This is a genomic window from Catenulispora pinistramenti, assembly GCF_018274385.1.
In the GTDB taxonomy this organism is placed as follows: Bacteria; Actinomycetota; Actinomycetes; order Streptomycetales; family Catenulisporaceae; genus Catenulispora; species Catenulispora pinistramenti.
Map to the genome: position 1 here is coordinate 1 of NZ_JAAFYZ010000029.1, position 16,026 is coordinate 16,026.

15 protein-coding genes are annotated in these 16,026 nt (G+C 70.0%); 7 read left to right on the forward strand and 8 right to left on the reverse strand.

Annotated elements, in window-relative coordinates:
- Positions 1-695: 695 nt before the first annotated feature.
- Entirely contained in the window at positions 696-1,169 is a 474-nt protein-coding gene (locus KGQ19_RS11355; protein ID WP_307856393.1) for a MarR family winged helix-turn-helix transcriptional regulator, read from the reverse strand.
- An 85-nt stretch (positions 1,170-1,254) separates the two neighbouring features.
- On the opposite strand from KGQ19_RS11355, the gene KGQ19_RS51820 reads away from it, so the two are divergent.
- A complete protein-coding gene (locus tag KGQ19_RS51820; RefSeq protein ID WP_212009056.1) occupies positions 1,255-2,832 on the forward strand; it encodes an FUSC family protein in 1,578 nt (525 codons plus the stop codon).
- A 126-nt stretch (positions 2,833-2,958) separates the two neighbouring features.
- On the opposite strand, the gene KGQ19_RS11365 is transcribed toward KGQ19_RS51820, so the two are convergent.
- Both KGQ19_RS11365 and KGQ19_RS11370 read right to left on the reverse strand, forming a co-directional pair.
- Positions 2,959-3,828, reverse strand: coding sequence for a hypothetical protein (locus KGQ19_RS11365; RefSeq protein WP_212009057.1), 870 nt, complete (start codon positions 3,826-3,828; stop codon positions 2,959-2,961).
- Positions 3,829-3,835: 7 nt separating this feature from the next.
- Positions 3,836-4,408 carry a papain-like cysteine protease family protein gene (locus KGQ19_RS11370; RefSeq protein WP_212009058.1) on the reverse strand — a complete coding sequence of 191 codons (573 nt, stop codon included), beginning with the start codon at positions 4,406-4,408 and terminating at the stop codon, positions 3,836-3,838.
- Positions 4,409-4,807: 399 nt separating this feature from the next.
- Between KGQ19_RS11370 and KGQ19_RS11375 the strand changes: the two genes are divergently transcribed.
- The gene (locus KGQ19_RS11375) at positions 4,808-5,755 is read left to right on the forward strand and encodes a helix-turn-helix domain-containing protein (protein ID WP_212009059.1); all 948 of its coding nucleotides are present in this window, start codon (positions 4,808-4,810) and stop codon (positions 5,753-5,755) included.
- 25 nt (positions 5,756-5,780) lie between these two features.
- On the opposite strand, the gene KGQ19_RS11380 is transcribed toward KGQ19_RS11375, so the two are convergent.
- The gene (locus tag KGQ19_RS11380) at positions 5,781-6,668 is read right to left on the reverse strand and encodes a sigma-70 family RNA polymerase sigma factor (RefSeq protein WP_212009060.1); all 888 of its coding nucleotides are present in this window, start codon (positions 6,666-6,668) and stop codon (positions 5,781-5,783) included.
- A 93-nt stretch (positions 6,669-6,761) separates the two neighbouring features.
- Between KGQ19_RS11380 and KGQ19_RS11385 the strand changes: the two genes are divergently transcribed.
- Positions 6,762-7,463 (forward strand): flavodoxin family protein, encoded by a 702-nt coding sequence (locus tag KGQ19_RS11385; protein ID WP_212009061.1) that lies wholly within the window; start codon positions 6,762-6,764, stop codon positions 7,461-7,463.
- A 151-nt stretch (positions 7,464-7,614) separates the two neighbouring features.
- Positions 7,615-8,250 carry a hypothetical protein gene (locus KGQ19_RS11390; protein WP_212009062.1) on the forward strand — a complete coding sequence of 212 codons (636 nt, stop codon included), beginning with the start codon at positions 7,615-7,617 and terminating at the stop codon, positions 8,248-8,250.
- A 114-nt stretch (positions 8,251-8,364) separates the two neighbouring features.
- Here the strand turns inward: KGQ19_RS11390 and KGQ19_RS11395 are convergent, their stop codons facing one another.
- Complete coding sequence (locus KGQ19_RS11395; protein ID WP_212009063.1) at positions 8,365-9,261, reverse strand: LysR family transcriptional regulator; 897 nt, start codon at positions 9,259-9,261, stop codon at positions 8,365-8,367.
- A gap of 61 nt (positions 9,262-9,322) precedes the next feature.
- On the opposite strand from KGQ19_RS11395, the gene KGQ19_RS11400 reads away from it, so the two are divergent.
- Positions 9,323-10,138 (forward strand): SDR family NAD(P)-dependent oxidoreductase, encoded by an 816-nt coding sequence (locus KGQ19_RS11400; RefSeq protein ID WP_212009064.1) that lies wholly within the window; start codon positions 9,323-9,325, stop codon positions 10,136-10,138.
- Between the two features lie 62 nt (positions 10,139-10,200).
- Positions 10,201-10,953 carry an HAD family hydrolase gene (locus tag KGQ19_RS11405; protein WP_212009065.1) on the forward strand — a complete coding sequence of 251 codons (753 nt, stop codon included), beginning with the start codon at positions 10,201-10,203 and terminating at the stop codon, positions 10,951-10,953.
- A gap of 58 nt (positions 10,954-11,011) precedes the next feature.
- On the opposite strand, the gene KGQ19_RS11410 is transcribed toward KGQ19_RS11405, so the two are convergent.
- Positions 11,012-11,866, reverse strand: coding sequence for a polysaccharide deacetylase family protein (locus KGQ19_RS11410; RefSeq protein ID WP_212009066.1), 855 nt, complete (start codon positions 11,864-11,866; stop codon positions 11,012-11,014).
- 238 nt (positions 11,867-12,104) lie between these two features.
- Between KGQ19_RS11410 and KGQ19_RS11415 the strand changes: the two genes are divergently transcribed.
- Positions 12,105-12,686, forward strand: a complete 582-nt coding sequence (locus KGQ19_RS11415; RefSeq protein ID WP_212009067.1) for a phosphotransferase family protein — start codon at positions 12,105-12,107, stop codon at positions 12,684-12,686.
- 48 nt (positions 12,687-12,734) lie between these two features.
- Here the strand turns inward: KGQ19_RS11415 and KGQ19_RS11420 are convergent, their stop codons facing one another.
- Complete coding sequence (locus tag KGQ19_RS11420; RefSeq protein ID WP_212009068.1) at positions 12,735-13,760, reverse strand: LacI family DNA-binding transcriptional regulator; 1,026 nt, start codon at positions 13,758-13,760, stop codon at positions 12,735-12,737.
- A 96-nt stretch (positions 13,761-13,856) separates the two neighbouring features.
- A complete protein-coding gene (locus KGQ19_RS11425) occupies positions 13,857-15,980 on the reverse strand; it encodes a glycoside hydrolase family 2 protein (RefSeq protein ID WP_212009069.1) in 2,124 nt (707 codons plus the stop codon).
- Between the last annotated feature and the right edge of the window lie 46 nt (positions 15,981-16,026).

Here is a 16,026-nt window from a genome sequence, read left to right on the forward strand (position 1 = left end):
CGGCTGGTTTTCGGTTCGTTCCCCTCGGTCGCGTCGGCAGGGCTTCGCCTACAGTGCCGGTGGCCGGGGGTCAAGTTCGCGCTGCACAAAACCGCAGCTCACACACCCAACCGCAGCGCGCGGACTTGACCCCCGGACACCGGTGCTGTACCCCCCGGGCTGACGACGCGACCGAGGGGAACGGACCGCACCACCCCACAAACCGCAGCCGCTGAGACTCACCCGGCCACCCGAGGGAACCGCGCTAGTTTCCCTGAGGTTGTCGAGGCCCGCCGGAGGCCCGGCTCTTCATCACAGTTTTTGATCTTGATCTGACTTGCTGGAGTTGAAGAGGCCTGAGGTGCGGCGGGGTCGTGAACGCGAAAACCGGCAGCTGATCGACACACCCGCCGCCTCGAACCCCGAACCGGCTCAACTATGACCGAAGGCCGTAAAAAGCTTTGAAAACCACAGACCAACCGCAACCCGGTTCGCAAATTTCATCCCCCTGCAAACTCCACCCCCGCCCACTTCCACTTCCAGTTCCAGTTCCAGAATCCCGCAGCACCAGCCGGGAACCGATCCCGTTCGGCGACCGACACGTCGCGAACCACCGGGCAACGGTTGCCTGATGCGGTACCAGCGAAGCTTGTCACCACCCTGAATCAGTAGTCTGCGGCAGCCAGTAGCTGGCGGCCAGCAGCCGCAGTCATCAATCAGTTGTCTGCGATCCGCTCCATCAGCCCCGCAGCCAGCCGCAACACCTGCCGCTCCGTCTCGCTCAGCCCGGCGAGCGCCCCGGCCAGCCAGTCGTCGCGTTCGGCCACATCGTGCCTGAGGGCCGCGCTCCCGGCCTCGGTGAGGCTGATGATCGACTGCCTGCGGTCCTCCGCGCCGGAGGAGCGGATCACCAGCCCGTCGCGTTCCAGCTCGGCGAAGACCCGGGTCAGCGACTGGGGCTGCTGCCGGTCGGCCGCCGCCACCTCGCCGGGGGTGGAAGGTCCGTGCCGGTACAGGTGGCTCAGTACGTTGATCTTGTTCGTGCTCATCGCGCCGGCCGAGCGCGCGGTGCGCAGGCGTCGGGCCAGGCGGGTGGCGCCCTGGCGGATGGTTTCGGCGGCGGCGAGCAGCTCCGGCGTGGGTGGGGTGTCGGCTGGGGCCTCGGTGGCGGGCATCGACTGTGTTGGCACATCGGTACGCTATCACTTACTATTTTTACTGCGCTAGGGTCGCCGATCTTAGGCCTTGCCTGCCTTTCGAATCAGAGGATAGTAAGTGATAACCACCAATCCGCTGCGATTTCGACGGGGTGCGCTGCGGATGGGCACGCTCCGCCTTGGCGCACTGCGCGCCGCGACGGTCGCCACGGCATCGGCGCTGGCCGCCCTGGCCTCGGCGATCTGGCTCGAACACCATGCCCACCTGGGGATGGACGTCGTCGTGACCGCTGTGGCGTTGAGCGTGACGCTGGCGCGGGTACAGCGCGGCACCGGTCATCTGGACCGGCTGATCGGCGTCGTGGTCATCGCCGCCTCGGCCGCTGTCGCCTCCGAAGTGGGCTCGCTGCTGGTGCGGCACCCGATCCTCGGGGACGCGGCGTTCGTGACCGCTATGTCCGGTGCCATCTGGATCCGGCGGTTCGGCGCCCGCGCCACGATTGCCGGCACGTTTCTGGTCCTACCGTTCGTGGCGCTCCTGGTCACCCACACCGAAGGCGCCCGCCCCTACGCCGCCGACCATGACGCGTGGAGCGCCCTCATCGCCGTGGTCGCAGCGTCCTGGGTCTGGCTCGGCCAGCTACTCGCCGCGGCGGTGCGGTTCGATCGGCCGCGTCCCCGCCCCGCGGCGCGCCCTGCTCCGGCCGGGGGCACCAAGCGGCGGATCCCCGCCAGTACCCGCATGGCGTTGCAGATGGCCGCCGCGCTGGCCGCGGCGTTCGCCGCCGGCCACCTGGTCTTCCACGCGCACTGGCCATGGGCTGTGCTCACCGCGTTCATCGTCTGCAGCGGCGCGCGGGGGCGTGGCGACGTCCTGCACAAGAGCGTCGAGCGTGCCTGCGGTGCGGCTGTCGGGACCGTCGTCGCGACGTGGATCGCCGGGTCGTTCCCCGCGCACGACAGGTGGTCGATCGTCCTCATCTTCACTGTGCTCGCCATAGCCGGCTGGCTTCGCGAGATCAGCTACGCGCTGTGGGCCGGATCGGTGACCGCCGTCTTGTCACTGCTGTACGGCTACTACGGCCAGAGCGCCCCGTCACTGCTGCTGACGCGTCTCGAAGCGATCCTGGTCGGCGCCACCTTGGGCGCGGCCGCGTCCTGGCTCATCCTGCCAGTCCGCACCGGGGACGTCTTCAAACGGCGCGTGGCCGACGCACTGGCCGCACTGGCCGACTTCCTCGGCACCCCGATCGGCGACCGGGCCGAAGCCCGACAGCGCGGCGCGCGCTTCCTCCAGACCGCTGAGCTCCTGGAACAGATCGCCAAGCCGATCCGCACGCATCGCATGCTGCTCCGGCACGCCCGCAGTGCCCGCAGTGCCAGCCGCCCCCGACGAACCACCGGCCTCGTCTCGCATCCCGCCGCGCACCCCGCAGACGCCATCGACGCCGTCCGCGCCTGCATCGCTCCCGTGGAGCTGCTGGCGAAGGCCTTCGCCGACACTCCGCCGGAGCCGACACCAGCCTGGGCGGGGCTGCAAGGCGCGGTCGCCGCGAACGTCGGCACGGTCCGTCTCCGCCTGGGCGGACGCACCGGCCCCGCCTACCGGCGGCTACCGCACCTGGCGAGCACCACCGCCGGATCGGCGCTGCTGGATGTGGACGCCGCGCTGGCTGTCCTGGACCGGACGGTTTAGTGCTGGTGGGTTCCGGGTTCCGGCCGGACGGCGTGAACTGATACGGCCGCGCAGTTCCCTGCGCGGCCGTTCCCCTACGTTCCCTTAACAAGCGTCAACCAGCGGGGCTTGACTAGCGGGCGTCAACTAGCGGGCGTCAACGAAGCTGCCGCGTCGACGGCGGACGGCGTATCCGATGCCGAACAGACCGGCGAGACCGGCGGCGCCGATGGCCATCTCAGCGTTCTCATTGTGCGTGCCGCTCGCGGGCTTCGCCGGACCGGTGCTGAATCCGCCGAGCATGTGCTGGTTCGCGTACTCGGTGCCGGGAACCTTGTCGGCGTAGCGGCTGTTGACCAGGCGCTGGTAGCCCAGGAGCGAGATACCGGCCGAGCCCACCGAGTGGACCGCGTCGTTGTTGAGCGGGGTCACGTGCTCCTTGAGCAGTCCGTACCAGGCGTGGATCTGCGGCTCGTAGAACGCGATCGCGCCGTTGCCCAGCTTGGCGGCGGCTGCCGTCATGTCGGTCTCGGTGCTGCCCGAGGCGATGTTGAACTCGGTCCAGGCGTTCTGGTGGGCCGCGCTGCGGGCGGTCCAGACCGAAGCGCGTTGGCCGGAGGCCGAGACCGCCGCGGTGGCCATGAACTCCTGCTTGGCGACCGTGGCGGTGCCGTACGGGGCCGTCACGAAAGCCGGGTTGAGGTAGTACACCGGCACCGTGGCGCCGACCAGGTGCGGTGCCTCGGCCGCGACGGCCGCGGCCGCCGGTGCGGCGGCGTGCACCGCCAGCGGGGCGCCGGCCGGGCCCAGCTGGGCGAAGAAGCCGCCGAGGCGCTGGAGCACCACCGGGGACGCCGCCGCGTGGCTGGCGGCGGAGACGTCGGTGCTGGACGCGCCGGGGACGGCCGGGACCGCGGTGGCCGCCGAGCTCAGCGGCGCGACGGCGACCACGAGCGCTCCGGCCACGGCCGAGGCGCCGATCAGGGTGCGCAGGGCGGACACTTTGTGGGTACGCACGGTCGTCTCACGCTCCGATCTGGGAAAGGGTGTCGTCCCAGGTGAACTGGTCGTTGCTGACGTAGCTGTTGTAGTCCATCTGGTTCATGCGCTGGTCGTCCGGCCACGGGTCGCCGAAGCTGATGGTCTGGCTGCCGGAGTCGTAGCCGTAGATCACCTCGGAGTGGCCGCCGCCGGCGGTCCAGGAGATGCCGGTCTGCAGCGGGTGGCCGGCGTCGATGTCGGAGACGATCTGATCGAAGCCGACCGCGCCGCTCTCCACCCCGGGCGATATCCCCAGGGCCTGGTAGGCGGTCTGGTCCCAGGCGAGCTCGCCGGCCTGGTTCGGGCACTGTTGCGACGTGTCCTGGCCGATGGCCAGGTCGCAGAACGAGTTCTGGTCGGTGCCGTGGCCCAGGAAGGTGGCGATGGTGTCGCCGGAGGCGGCCCAGCACCACTCGTCCTGCTGCTGGACCTGCATGTCGATGCCCAGCTCGGCGGCCGACGCCGTCGTGGCGAACACGAAGGCCAGTACCGCGGTACAGGCCGCGACGAAGGCGCCGCGCCGGGCAGGCGCGCGCAGCGGAGTTCTTGCTCCCATTCCAGTCTCCTTGCAGTGGCGGTGGGTGTGCTGATGGGGAAGCGGAGCGGCTGACGGCGCCGCCGGTTGAAAGCGCCGACCGGTCCGGGCTTCGGCCGACGTGAGCCGACGTGGGCCGAGGTGGCAAGTCGCCCGGACCGAGCAGCGCTTTCGACCGCAAAGATAGGCACCGGCAAGCGCCTCGAACAGCACCCTGCGACGCCTTCGTCCACGTACCGGGAACGCCTGTGAACGCCCCGCCCGCCGCCGCGGCCGCCGGCTTCGGTCCCGACGTGCCGCGACGCACGATTAATCAAGGCGCGTGCATGGAAGGACCATGGATAGCCGGTAAATTCACACCGGCCTGCAGGCATCCACTCGCCCGTGCCAGCCGCCGAACGGCCGCGAATCGGAGTTCTGATGGCACACCCGGACAAGATCGGTGCCGCGGACACCGCGGTGGCGGCGGCCATCCACACCGGGCCGTTCGACGTCGCGCTGCGCACGGCGATAGCCGCCCGCGGCCTGAGCCTGGAACGGCTCCGGAACCGGCTGGCCGACCACGGCCTGAACGTCGGCGTGACCACCCTGAGCTACTGGCAGCGCGGCGTCCGGCGGCCCGAGCGCCCCGAATCGCTGCGCGTGGTGGCCGCGCTGGAGGGAATCCTGGGCCTGCCGCCGCACTCGCTGACGGTCCTGCTCGGGCCGCCCAAGCCGCGCGGCTTCGCCCTGCGCACCGGCCAGTGGCCCAATCCGTTCGCCGACATCGTCCGGGTCCCCGGCGACCTCGGCCGCCAACTCGCCGACCTGGACAGCCCGGCCGCCGGCAAACTGGACATCGTCGCGGAGTACAACACGGTCACCGTGGGGGCCCGGCGCGAACTGGCCGAGGTGGACGTCATCTGGGTGCTCCGCGCGCACTACGACGGCGTGGACCGAGCCCTGATGATCTACAACGGCGACCCGGGAACCGACGCCGACGCCATCGAGATCGTCGTCGGCGACGGCTGCCGGATCGGCCGCGTCCGGCGCCACACCCAGACCCGCTCCGTCGTCGCCGAGCTGCTCTTCGACCGGTCCCTGCGAGCCGGGGAGACCCAGGTCCTCACCTACGCGATCCGTCCCCACAGCGACATCGAATGCTGTCAGCACTTCAACGGCTACCGCTTCCCCGGCGGGATGTTCGTGCTCTACATCCGCTTCCACCCGGACGCCCTCCCGGTACGCTGCCAGCGATTCACCGCCCGCCACACCCAGGGACCGACGGACGAGAGCGCCGAACTCACCGTGGACAGCCATCGCGCCATCCACATGGTGGTGCCCGACATCCGGCCGGGGATCATCGGCGCGCGCTGGGAGTGGGATTGAGTCCTGGCACGGGGGAGCAGGATCCTTATCGAGGCGGCAGCGCGAAGTGCAGGTGTGCCAACCGCTGCGGATCGCCGATCACCGAGTACTCGATGATCCTGCCGTCCTTGATGTCGAACGTGAGCGCCAGCAGCAGCCGGCCGCGCGGTGCGACGACCAGTCCCATCCCTCCGTTGACGAGTACGACGTCTGCGAACCTGGCGTTGCGGGTGAGCAGCAGCGTCTCCTCCACGACCGCGTTCGCTCCCGTGACCTCCAACGGCACCCCGGGCGGCAGCCCGGCGGCGTCGGCGTGCCGGACGACGCCGGGGTCCAGGACGGCGAGCAGTCCGGCGAGGTCGCGGCCGCGTGCGGCGGCCAGGAACGATTCGACGACCTGCCGGTGCCAGGCGAGGTCGACGTGTCCGGCTGAGGAGGCCGAGGCGTCGGTGACGCGCAGTCGTGCGCGGCTGGCGAGCTTCTTGGCCGCGACCGGCGTCCGGTTCACGATGGCGGCGATCTCGTCGAACGGCACCGAGAACATGTCGTGCAGGACGAACGCGACCCGCTCGGCGGGACTGAGGCGGTCCAGGACGACGAGCATCGCCCGGCCGACCGACTCCACCAACAGCGTCTCCTGCTCCGGTTCGGCCGTGCGCTCGTCGGGGATCGCGGCGACGGTGTCGTCGTGGCCGCCGATCTCCCGGCGTGCCTTGCGGGAGCGGAGCATGTCCAGGCAGATGCGCCCGACGACGGTCGTGAGCCAGCCCGGAAGGTTCTCCAGCTGGTCCGCACCGGTGCGGTCGAGCCGGACCCAGGCCTCCTGGACGGCGTCCTCGGCGTCGCTGAGCGACCCGAGCATGCGGAAGGCGACGCCGCGCAGATGGCCCCGGTGGGCTTCGAACCGCTCGGCCAACTGGTCGCGGTCGTCCATGAGGTCACCTTTCCGAGGGCCGATCCGTCATACCCACGCCCGGCCCGAAAGCCCTCGGAGTCAGGCGTGGAAACCTCCATGAAAGAGCATGACATGCCCGAAACGACGCCGCCGAGCGTCCTCCTGAACGAGCCCATCCGCATAGCGGTGGCCTTCCACAGCGGCTACGGCCACACCGCCCGACAGGCGCAGGCCCTGGCCGACGGCGCCGGATCCGCCGCCGGGACGGCGGTGGACCTGGTGACCGTCGACGACCCCGACGACCCGGTGCTGTGGTCCACCCTGGACGCCGCCGACGCGATCGCCTTCGGCACGCCCACCTACATGGGCGGCTCCTCGGCGGTCTTCAAGGCCTTCGCCGAGCGCACCAGCCGGGTCCTCGCCGACGACCTGCGCTGGCGCGACAAGATCGCGGCTGGGTTCACCACCAGCGGCGGCAAGAGCGGGGACAAGTTCAACACCCTGGTCGACCTGGCGGTGCTGGCCGCCCAGCACGGCATGATCTGGGTCGGCCTGGACCTGCCCGCCGGCTGGACCACCAGCACCGGCTCCGAGCACGACCTGAACCGGCTGGGCAGCTGGCTCGGCGCGATGGCCCAGGCCAACGCCGACCAGGGCCCGGACGTCGCGCCCCCGGCCGCCGATCTGCGGACCGCGTTCCGGCTCGGGGAACGTGTCGCCGAGGTGACCCGGATCTATCGGCTGGGGGTCGGGGCACAGGGCACCGGGGCACAGGGCATCGGGGCACAGGGCATCGGCGCGCAGCACGCCACCGGATTGTCAGCGGTGCGCTGAAACGATCGCGGTGCGGCCGTGGCCGAGGCCGAGGCCGACCGATCGCTTTTTTGCTTCCGCAATGCGCGTGGTTCCACGGATACGAGAGCCCTGAGACGCCTCCTAACCTGATCCGGTAATCGGGAATTCGGGCTTTTAAGGGAGTGACATCGTGGGAGCTTTCACACGTATCACGCTGGCCGGCTGCGCGGCCGGGATCGCGCTGAGCGTCGGCGGTACGGCGGCGGTCGCCGCGGCGAGCAGCACCTCCAGCACGCCGCGTCCGGCCGGGGTGGCGCACGCCGCGGCGGCCATGTCCTGCGCGGATCTGGACCAGGTGTTCCAGTCCCCGCAGACGAACGGCACCTATCCGGTGACCGTCGTGTCCAACCAGCCGGACGGGATCGTCGGCTACGGCGGCGAGCAGTACGCCTACAGCTACCCCTCCGGCGGGGTTTCGGGCCAGTTCGCGAACGGTCAGCTCACCGGCAGCACCAGCAACTACCTGTTCAGCGACCGGGCCACCTTCATCCCGCCCACGGGCGGCGGGTTCGGCGGAGCGTCCCAGCCGTTCTCGATCAACGCCCCGGTGCCGCTCAGCTACACGCTGGCCCGGACCGGAACCGGCCAGTACACGGTCGGGCTGAACTTCGGCTCGGGAATCAACCGCCAGTTCTCCTTCGCGGCGCAGTGCATGGGCGAATCGCTGGTCGGCTACACCCGGGCGATCGGCAACAACGAGTACACGGACGACGCCACCTACACCATCACCATCGGCACCTTCGTTCCCACCACCATCATCCACTAGACGCTCAAGCCTTGGACGCTCAAGTCCTGGACGAGCGAGCCCCAGCGCGCTGCCCGCGATCTGATCGCGGGCAGCGCGCTGTCTTAGACCACTGATACTTCATGGGCGTCCGGTCTAATCCGGTCCGCAGAAGCAGCCGATGCAGGAGTTGACGAAGACCCGCACGGCATCGCGCCGATCCGGGCCGCGCCACGCGACCCCGAGTTCGCCGGGCGACAGGCCGTGCACCGGCCGGTAGACCACGTCGTCTCGCTGGTAGATCTCGACATTGCCGGCGGGCAGCAGGGCCATGCCGAGTCCGGCGGCGACCGCCTCCAGGGTCTCCTCCGCGGTCTCGGCCTCCGCGGCGACTGTGGCGGGGCGCGGCCGGTCCGCGGCGGCCAGCCAGAACTCGCGGAGCGGACCGGCGCTTGCGGGGAGGGCGATGAAGGGCTCGTCGACGAGGTCGGCGAACGGGATCGCGTTCCTGCGGGCCAGGCGATGTCCGGGAGGCAGGGCCACCCATCGCTGTTCGGTGGCGATCACCCGCCAGGACAGGCCGGTGTCGCGGGGGAGGGGCAGCCAGGTGATGGCCACGTCCACCTCGCCCTTGGCGAGTCCGATCGACGGATCGCTCCACGGCACCTGACGAAACAGCAGCCGCCAGTTCGGCAGGTCTTCGGCCAGCCGGTCGGTGACGGCGGGAATGAGCCCTCGGCCGATCCGGGTCTGGAAGCCGACCGTCAGGATGGCTTGCTCGGTGGCGGAGGCCTCGGCCGTTTCCTGGCGTGCCTGTTCCCAGAGTTCGATGATCCGCCGGGCGCGCGGCAGCAACGCCGCGCCGGCCGCGGTCAAGGTGACCGTGCGGCGATCCCGGTCGAACAGGGTCACCCACAGGCAGGTTTCCAGCTGCCGGATCTGTTTGCTCAGCGCCGGTTGCGAGATGAACAGCCGGTCGGACGCGGCCCGGGTGAAGCTCAGTTCTTCGGCGACCGCGATGAAGTAGCGCAGGTCCTGGAGGCGGGCATCCATAACCGCAGGCTATAAGAACTTGTCTTGGACGCGCGGTCCGATCGGTCGCAAAGATCGCAGCATGGGACTGACGGGAAAGACGGCTCTGGCGGGAAAGACGGCTCTGACGGGAAAGACGGCGCTGGTGACCGGCGCGTCTCGGGGAATCGGACGGGCGATCGCGACCAGACTGGCCGGCGCCGGTGCCCTCGTCGCCGTGCACTACGGACGCGACGACAACGCGGCGCGGGAAACGGTGGCCGCGATCGAGCGCGCCGGCGGGAAGGCGTTCGCCCTCCGCGCCGAACTCGGTGTGGACGGCGATGTGGACACCCTGTTCGAGGGACTGGAACGGGGGTTGGCCGGTCAGGCGCTGGACATCCTGGTGAACAACGCCGCCGTGTTCTCCGGGACCCTCGACCAAGTGACACCGGACGAGTTCGACCGGCTGTTCGCCGTCAACGTGAAGGCGCCGTACTTCATCATCAGGCGGGCGCTGCCGCTGCTGCCCGACGGCGGCCGGATCGTCAACGTCTCCTCCGCCGCCACCCGGATCGCCATGCCGGAGACCGCCTACGCGATGACCAAGGGCGCCTTGGACGTCCTCGGCCGGAACCTGGCCCACCGACTCGGCCGGCGGGGGATCACGGTGAACACCATCGCGCCCGGGATCACCGAGACCGACCTGAACTCCTGGATCCGGGACTCGCCGCGGCTGGTGGAACAGGCCACCGGCCTCATCGCGCTGCGCCGCGTCGGCCAACCAGCCGACATCGCCGATGCGGTGGCGTTCCTGGTCTCCGACGACGCCCGCTGGATCACCGGCAACTGGGTCGACGCGACCGGCGGCATGCTTCTGGGACCCGGCACGCTCGGTGACCAGACGGTAGAGGCCTGATCCACGAGTGCCCTTGATCACAGAGCTGTTCCAGCTCGACGTCTCCCGCCACAATGATCACCATGGCGATCCGTGGAGTGCTGTTCGACGTCGATGGGACCCTGTACGCGTTTGAGGGCGCCGAGGAGGCCGGCCTTCACGAACACCTAGCGGCCGAAGGGCTCACCGACCGGTTCTCATCCCCGGCGGAGGCGCTGCGCGTGTGGCGGGAGATCAAGGAGGAGGAGTACGACCGGTTCCTGCGCGGCGAGTCGACCTTCACCGGCCAGAAGAACGATCGGACCCGACGCTTCCTCGCAGCGGCCGGAGTGGCCGACGCATCCGAGATGCCGGATGACGCGGCGGCGGCGTGGTTCGCGACCTACGCGGCGCGCAAGAACACGACCCGGCGGGCGTTCGACGACGCGCAGCCGGCGCTGGACGACCTGGCGGCCCGCTACCGCCTCGGCGTCGTGTCGAACTCGGCGACCGCACACCAGCGCGCGAAGCTGGAAGCGATCGGCCTACTCGGCTACTTCGCCGAACCACTGGTCTGCTCCCAGGAACACGGCGCCGCCAAGCCGGCCGCGAGCATCTTCCTCGCCGGCTGCGAGGCCCTGGGACTGGCCCCCGCCGAGGTGGCCTACGTGGGCGACAACTACGAGACGGACGCGGTCGGGGCACGGGACGCGGGGTTGCGGGCCATCTGGCTGGACCGCTCGGCTGGCGGCGCTACCGGCGGCGGTGTGGGTGTGGGTGCGGGCGCCGGTGCTCGCATCGCTCCGGACACCGGTATCCGGGTGATCGCCTCGTTGACGGAGCTGGAGCGCTTGTGACAGCAGTGGATTCTCACGCTCGTGCGCGGCGACAACTGGAGGCTGACAGGCTCGCCGGTCAGGGCTGGACGAAGTGGTAGCCGGCCTCCAGCAGCTGCGGTAGAAACCGCCGGAGCGCGGCGACGGTTTGTGACCGGTCGCCGCCGCCGTCGTGTTCGAGGATGATCGAGCCGGTGTGGGTGTGGCCCATGACGGTCTGCACGATGTGGTCGGTGCCGGGACGCGACCAGTCGCGCGGGTCCACGGACCAGTCCAGCGGCCGCAGGCCCATCTTCGCGCAGACCGAGAACACGGTGGGCGACCAGTTGCCACCAGGCGCGCGGAACAGCACCGGCTGCCTGGCGCCGCCCTTGGTGATGGCATCATTGGCGCGCTCGATCTCAGCGGTCACCCGCGCCTCACTCATCCGCGACAGGTCGGGATGATCCCAGGTGTGATTGGCGACCAGGTGCCCGGCGGCGCTGACCTCAGCGACCAAAGAGGCATGCTGCGCAGCATTCTGACCGATCATGCAGAACGTCGCCGCGATCTTGTACTGGGCCAGCAGCGCCAGCACCTGCGGCGTGTATTTGGAGCTGGGCCCGTCGTCGATGGTCAGCGCTATCGCCTTGTCGCCCTCATGGACGTAGAACTGCGGATGCCCCGCCGCCGGCGGAGCATCACCGCGATTCGTGGCGGGCGCGGTAGTGGACGACCCAGCGGCGCCGCCTGTGCTGGAACTAGAGCTAGAGCCGGCAGTGCTGGAACCGGACCCCGCAGAGCTGTGGCCGGGGAACGGAGCCCCACCGGTGGCCGGATGCGAGCTGGGCTCCGACCCGGTCGGAACGGTCGCACCAGTCGGCGTCGTCGCCCGAACCGGTCCCGCACCGGCGGACCCGCCGCTGGTGGAAGCACATCCGCTCAGCAACGTCACACCACCGACGCCCAACAACAGCCGACGTGACAGCCTCCCGCCGAGCCGGGGCCCGGCGTCGTGGCGAACTTCTCGAGGATCAAGGCCCGGTACGTTCATGCCAATGGGACGCGCCAGCCCCGCGCGGGGTTGAGCCCATCTTCGGGTCTTTAGAAAATGGAGAAGGGTGCCCCCGCCGCCAAGCAGCCTTTCGCCGGGCTGCCGGGACTCCGTAATGTTGCGAATCCGCGATACTGGGGTGACGTTCAGCCGCCCCGGGTTCTTCGCCGATGCCGGGCTGAGCGTCAGGCCAGGGCTCCCGTGGTCGCGGCAGCTTCCAGAATTCGTCGCGCAGTGCATGGCGGCCGCGCCTGAGGAGCGGTTGGACGCGGCCACGCGCAGAGCGTGGGCGAAGCTTTGCTCGGCCCATGCCCCGGCTCTGGTCGGAGTCGACAACCAGGCCCGCTTGGTCCACTCCGACCTGAACCCCAAGAACATCCTGGTCACCCGCGCTCGCGGCGGTTGGCGGGTCGACGCGGTCCTGGACTGGGAGTTCAGCTTCTCCGGTTCCCCATACGCCGACGCCGCCAACATGATCAGGTTCCGTGCCGATGCGCCCGAGGAGTTCCGGGCCGGGTTCCGCGCGGCGTTCGCCGAGCACCTGCCGGCCGACCTTCATCCCGGTAGGGACTGGCTCTACCTCGGACGGGTCATGGACATGTTCGCACTCAGCGATCTGGTCACCCGCCCCGTCGGGCATCCCGTCGCCGACCAAGCGGCGCGGGAGATCCGTCGTTGGACCGCCGAAGGAGTACCCGACGCGCGACCCGACTTCCGGTGAACGGGGCTGGTTGAACGGACCGGTTAGACGGCCGGTTAGACGGGCCGGTTAGACGGGAGCGACCGTACTCTCCCTCACCACCAACTCATACGGCGCCCAAAGCTCAGCAGGCGCCGTCTCATCCTCCTTGTCCAGCCGAGCGATAAGCCGGTCGACAGCAAGCTGCGCGATCGCCGTCTTGTCCGGCGAGATGGTGGTCAGCGTCGGCGTGTTGTACCGACCGGCCTCGATATCGTCGAAGCCGACCACGGCGATGTCCTCGGGGATCCGCACCCCGTTCGTCAACAGAGTGCGGATGGCACCCAGCGCGACCAGGTCGTTGTAGCAGAACACCGCGTCCGGTGGACCCTGCGGATGCTCCAGCAGCGCCGCCATCGCCTCGGCGCCGCTGGCGAGGTGGAAGCGGCGCGTGGTGACGATCAGTGACTCCTCGACGGCCAGGCCGCGCGCCTCGTGCGCGTCGCGGTAGCCGCGGGTGCGGAGTTGGGCGGTCTCGCCGCTCTCCCAGGGTTGGTCGCCCACGGCCGCGATGCGGCGGCGGCCCAGGTCCAGCAGGTGCTCGGTCGCGGTGCGGGCGGCGGCGACGTTGTCGATGGCGACGTGGTCGTAGGCGCTCTCGGCGATGCGCTCGCCGAGTAGGACCAGCGGCTGGTCGGCGCCGCGGCGGGCGAGGTCGGCGTGAGTGAGGGCGAGCGGGCTGAGGATCACGCCGTCGAACATGGCCGCCGCGGCCGAGTCGCGCATGACCAATTCGCGTTCCCGGTCCGGCTCGCCGTCGGTCTGGTCGACGACGACGGTGTAGCCGTGCGCGCGGGCCTTGGTGATGACCGCGCGCGCCAGCTCGGAGAAGTACGGCACGTCCAGTTCCGGGACGACCAGCGTGATCAGGCCGGTGCGGCCGCGCTTGAAGTTGCGGGCCATGAGGTTCGGCTTGTAGCCGAGTTCGGCCACGGCCGCCTCGACCCGCGCGCGCACCTCGTCGGAGACGGGTGCGTAACCGTTCACCGCGTTCGAGACGGTGCGGATCGAGACGCCCGCACGTTCGGCTACGTCGCGGAGACGGACGCCGGCCATTGATGTCCTCCTACGGAAGGCTTGCTTGACGAAGGATTGCTGGGAACGAGTGCTGGTAACGGGACAACAGGAACAACGAGTTCCTGGGCTGAGATCCTATTGCCGAGGCACGGTGGGGGAGCCGTCAATCGCCGTCCGCCCCACCGGGCGCGTCGCGACGTCCACGCAGGTGTGGCCGACGACCCCACCCGCGCTGACCAGCACGAGGTGCAGCCGCGCGACATCCGCCTTCGGCCTGGCACCCTCCGTCTCCGCCGCCGCAGAAGGCATCAGCTCCCTGATCCGGACTGCTTCGCTGAGTCGGAACGGCTGCACCTTCACACTCTGTCCCGAGCCGCTGTCGGGTACCCGCGTGAAGTCATAGGGCTGCAACGCCGCACCCCACACCGGCACGACCGTCACCTCGACCGCCGCCGGCCCATGGTGCGAGATCCGCACGTCGAACTCGACGCCACCGCCCTCAGCCGCGACAAGGTCGCACCCGGGTGCCAGCGGGACGACATCGGGGATGGCGACCGTCACCGCATTGGTCAGGTCCGGCGGGTTCCCTCCGTCGTCCTTGGCGCCGCGATCGAAGGCGTAGATCCCGGCCGTCTCGTGCTCGATGTCATACAGCTCGGTCCACACATAGCCGGACAACGCGTCGTACCGCCGCAGCTCCAGCGTCTGCCAGCGCAGGTTCCAGCCCCGCTCGACGCTCGTGAGGCCGCCGCCGAACTCGCTGTTCAGGTTCGGCACCCGCGGGACGGGCCGGCCGTCGGCCATCAGCACCTTCTCGACCACCGTGCCCGGCCCGATGCCGACCGGGAACCCGGGCTCGCCGTCGGCGAGCAGCGCGCGGACCTTGGCGGCCCAGCCGTCCGGGTACTCGTCGTAGACGTGCCAGTCGAGGAGGTCCGTGGCCACGTGCGACCAGCCGGAGTCGTCCACCGCCGGCCGGGTCGGGTCCAGCGCCTTGAGCAGGTCGTAGGCGTGGCGGGTCGCTTCCTGCTTGCGCGGGTCCGCGGCCACGTCCCAGTCCAGGCCCCACTCCTCGTTGTAGAGCCCCCAGATCACGATGCTCGGGTGGTTCCCGTCCCGGCGCACCATCGGCTCGATCTGCGCCTCGAAGCGCGCGACCGCCTCGTCCGTGAACACCCCGGTGCTCGCCGGCTCGGCCCACACGAGCATGCCGAGCCGGTCGGCGTGGTGCAGGAACCGCGGGTCTTCGAGCTTGAGGTGCTTGCGGACCAGGTTGAACCCGGCGGCGCGGGCCGCTTCGAGGTCTGTGACGAACGCCTGGTCCTCCGGTGCGGTGATCCCGGTACGCGGCCAGTAGCCCTGGTCCAGGACGCCGCGGACGTAGAGCCGCTCGCCGTTGAGCAGGATCCGGTCGCCGTCGGTCTCGACGCGGCGCAGGCCGGTGGTCGCGGCGACGCGGTCGGTGCCGTCGGCGGACTCCAGAGTCACGGTCACCGGGTAGAGGTGGGGATCGGCGGGGCTCCACAGACGCGGCTCGGCGATCGGGAGCCGGAACGAGACCGGCTGGCTCGGGTCGGCGACTTCGACGGTGACCGGCTGCTCGCCGGCGACCGTGGCCGTGAGACGCACGCCCGAGCCACTCGCGCTACCCGAACCAGCCGAACCAGCCGAACCGCCGATCGAAACAGTCGCCTCAATCGCGTCCAACTCCGCACCAGCCCGCAGCGCGACATCAGCCAGATACGTAGCCGGCCGCGCCTCCAACCACACCGGCTGCCAGATCCCACTGCTCGGCGTGAAAGCGCAGACGTCATAGACATCGCGCGGAATGCTGCGCTGCTTCCCGTGGACGATCTCCCGCTTGTCGAGCGGCGCGTGAACCCGCACGACCAGCGTGCCCCCGCCCTGGCCGTCGAGGGCATCGGTGACGTCGAGCTCGAACGGGGTGTATCCGCCCTCGTGCTCCCCGACCAGCGTCCCGTTGACCCACACCGTCGCAAAGTGGTGTACCGCACCGAAGTGCAGCACGATCCGCTGCCCGGACCAGTCGGCCGGAGCGGCGAGCTGCCGCCGGTACCAACCCCACTCCAGCCAGTGTGCCTCAGGCCCGGCGGCCTCCGTCTCCCACGCGAACGGGACGACGATCTGCTCGCCCCAGCCATCCGGGTCGCGGGAGAAGTCCCACGTCCCGTTCAGGTTCAGCCAGGCGTGCGAACGGTCGAAGTGCGGTCGGGGGTATTCAGGACGAACGGTGGACAACGGTGCTCCCAAAGATGTGCGGATACGGTCTGCCGGGCGATGCGCC

Bases quoted from the DNA above. Each gene is read 5' to 3' on its own strand.
- KGQ19_RS11370 (WP_212009058.1), bottom strand. From the start codon at position 4,408: ATGGGAGCAAGAACTCCGCTGCGCGCGCCTGCCCGGCGCGGCGCCTTC.
- KGQ19_RS11375 (WP_212009059.1), top strand. From the start codon at position 4,808: ATGGCACACCCGGACAAGATCGGTGCCGCGGACACCGCGGTGGCGGCG.
- KGQ19_RS11380 (WP_212009060.1), bottom strand. From the start codon at position 6,668: ATGGACGACCGCGACCAGTTGGCCGAGCGGTTCGAAGCCCACCGGGGC.
- KGQ19_RS11385 (WP_212009061.1), top strand. From the start codon at position 6,762: ATGCCCGAAACGACGCCGCCGAGCGTCCTCCTGAACGAGCCCATCCGC.
- KGQ19_RS11395 (WP_212009063.1), bottom strand. From the start codon at position 9,261: ATGGATGCCCGCCTCCAGGACCTGCGCTACTTCATCGCGGTCGCCGAA.
- KGQ19_RS11400 (WP_212009064.1), top strand. From the start codon at position 9,323: ATGGGACTGACGGGAAAGACGGCTCTGGCGGGAAAGACGGCTCTGACG.
- KGQ19_RS11405 (WP_212009065.1), top strand. From the start codon at position 10,201: ATGGCGATCCGTGGAGTGCTGTTCGACGTCGATGGGACCCTGTACGCG.
- KGQ19_RS11420 (WP_212009068.1), bottom strand. From the start codon at position 13,760: ATGGCCGGCGTCCGTCTCCGCGACGTAGCCGAACGTGCGGGCGTCTCG.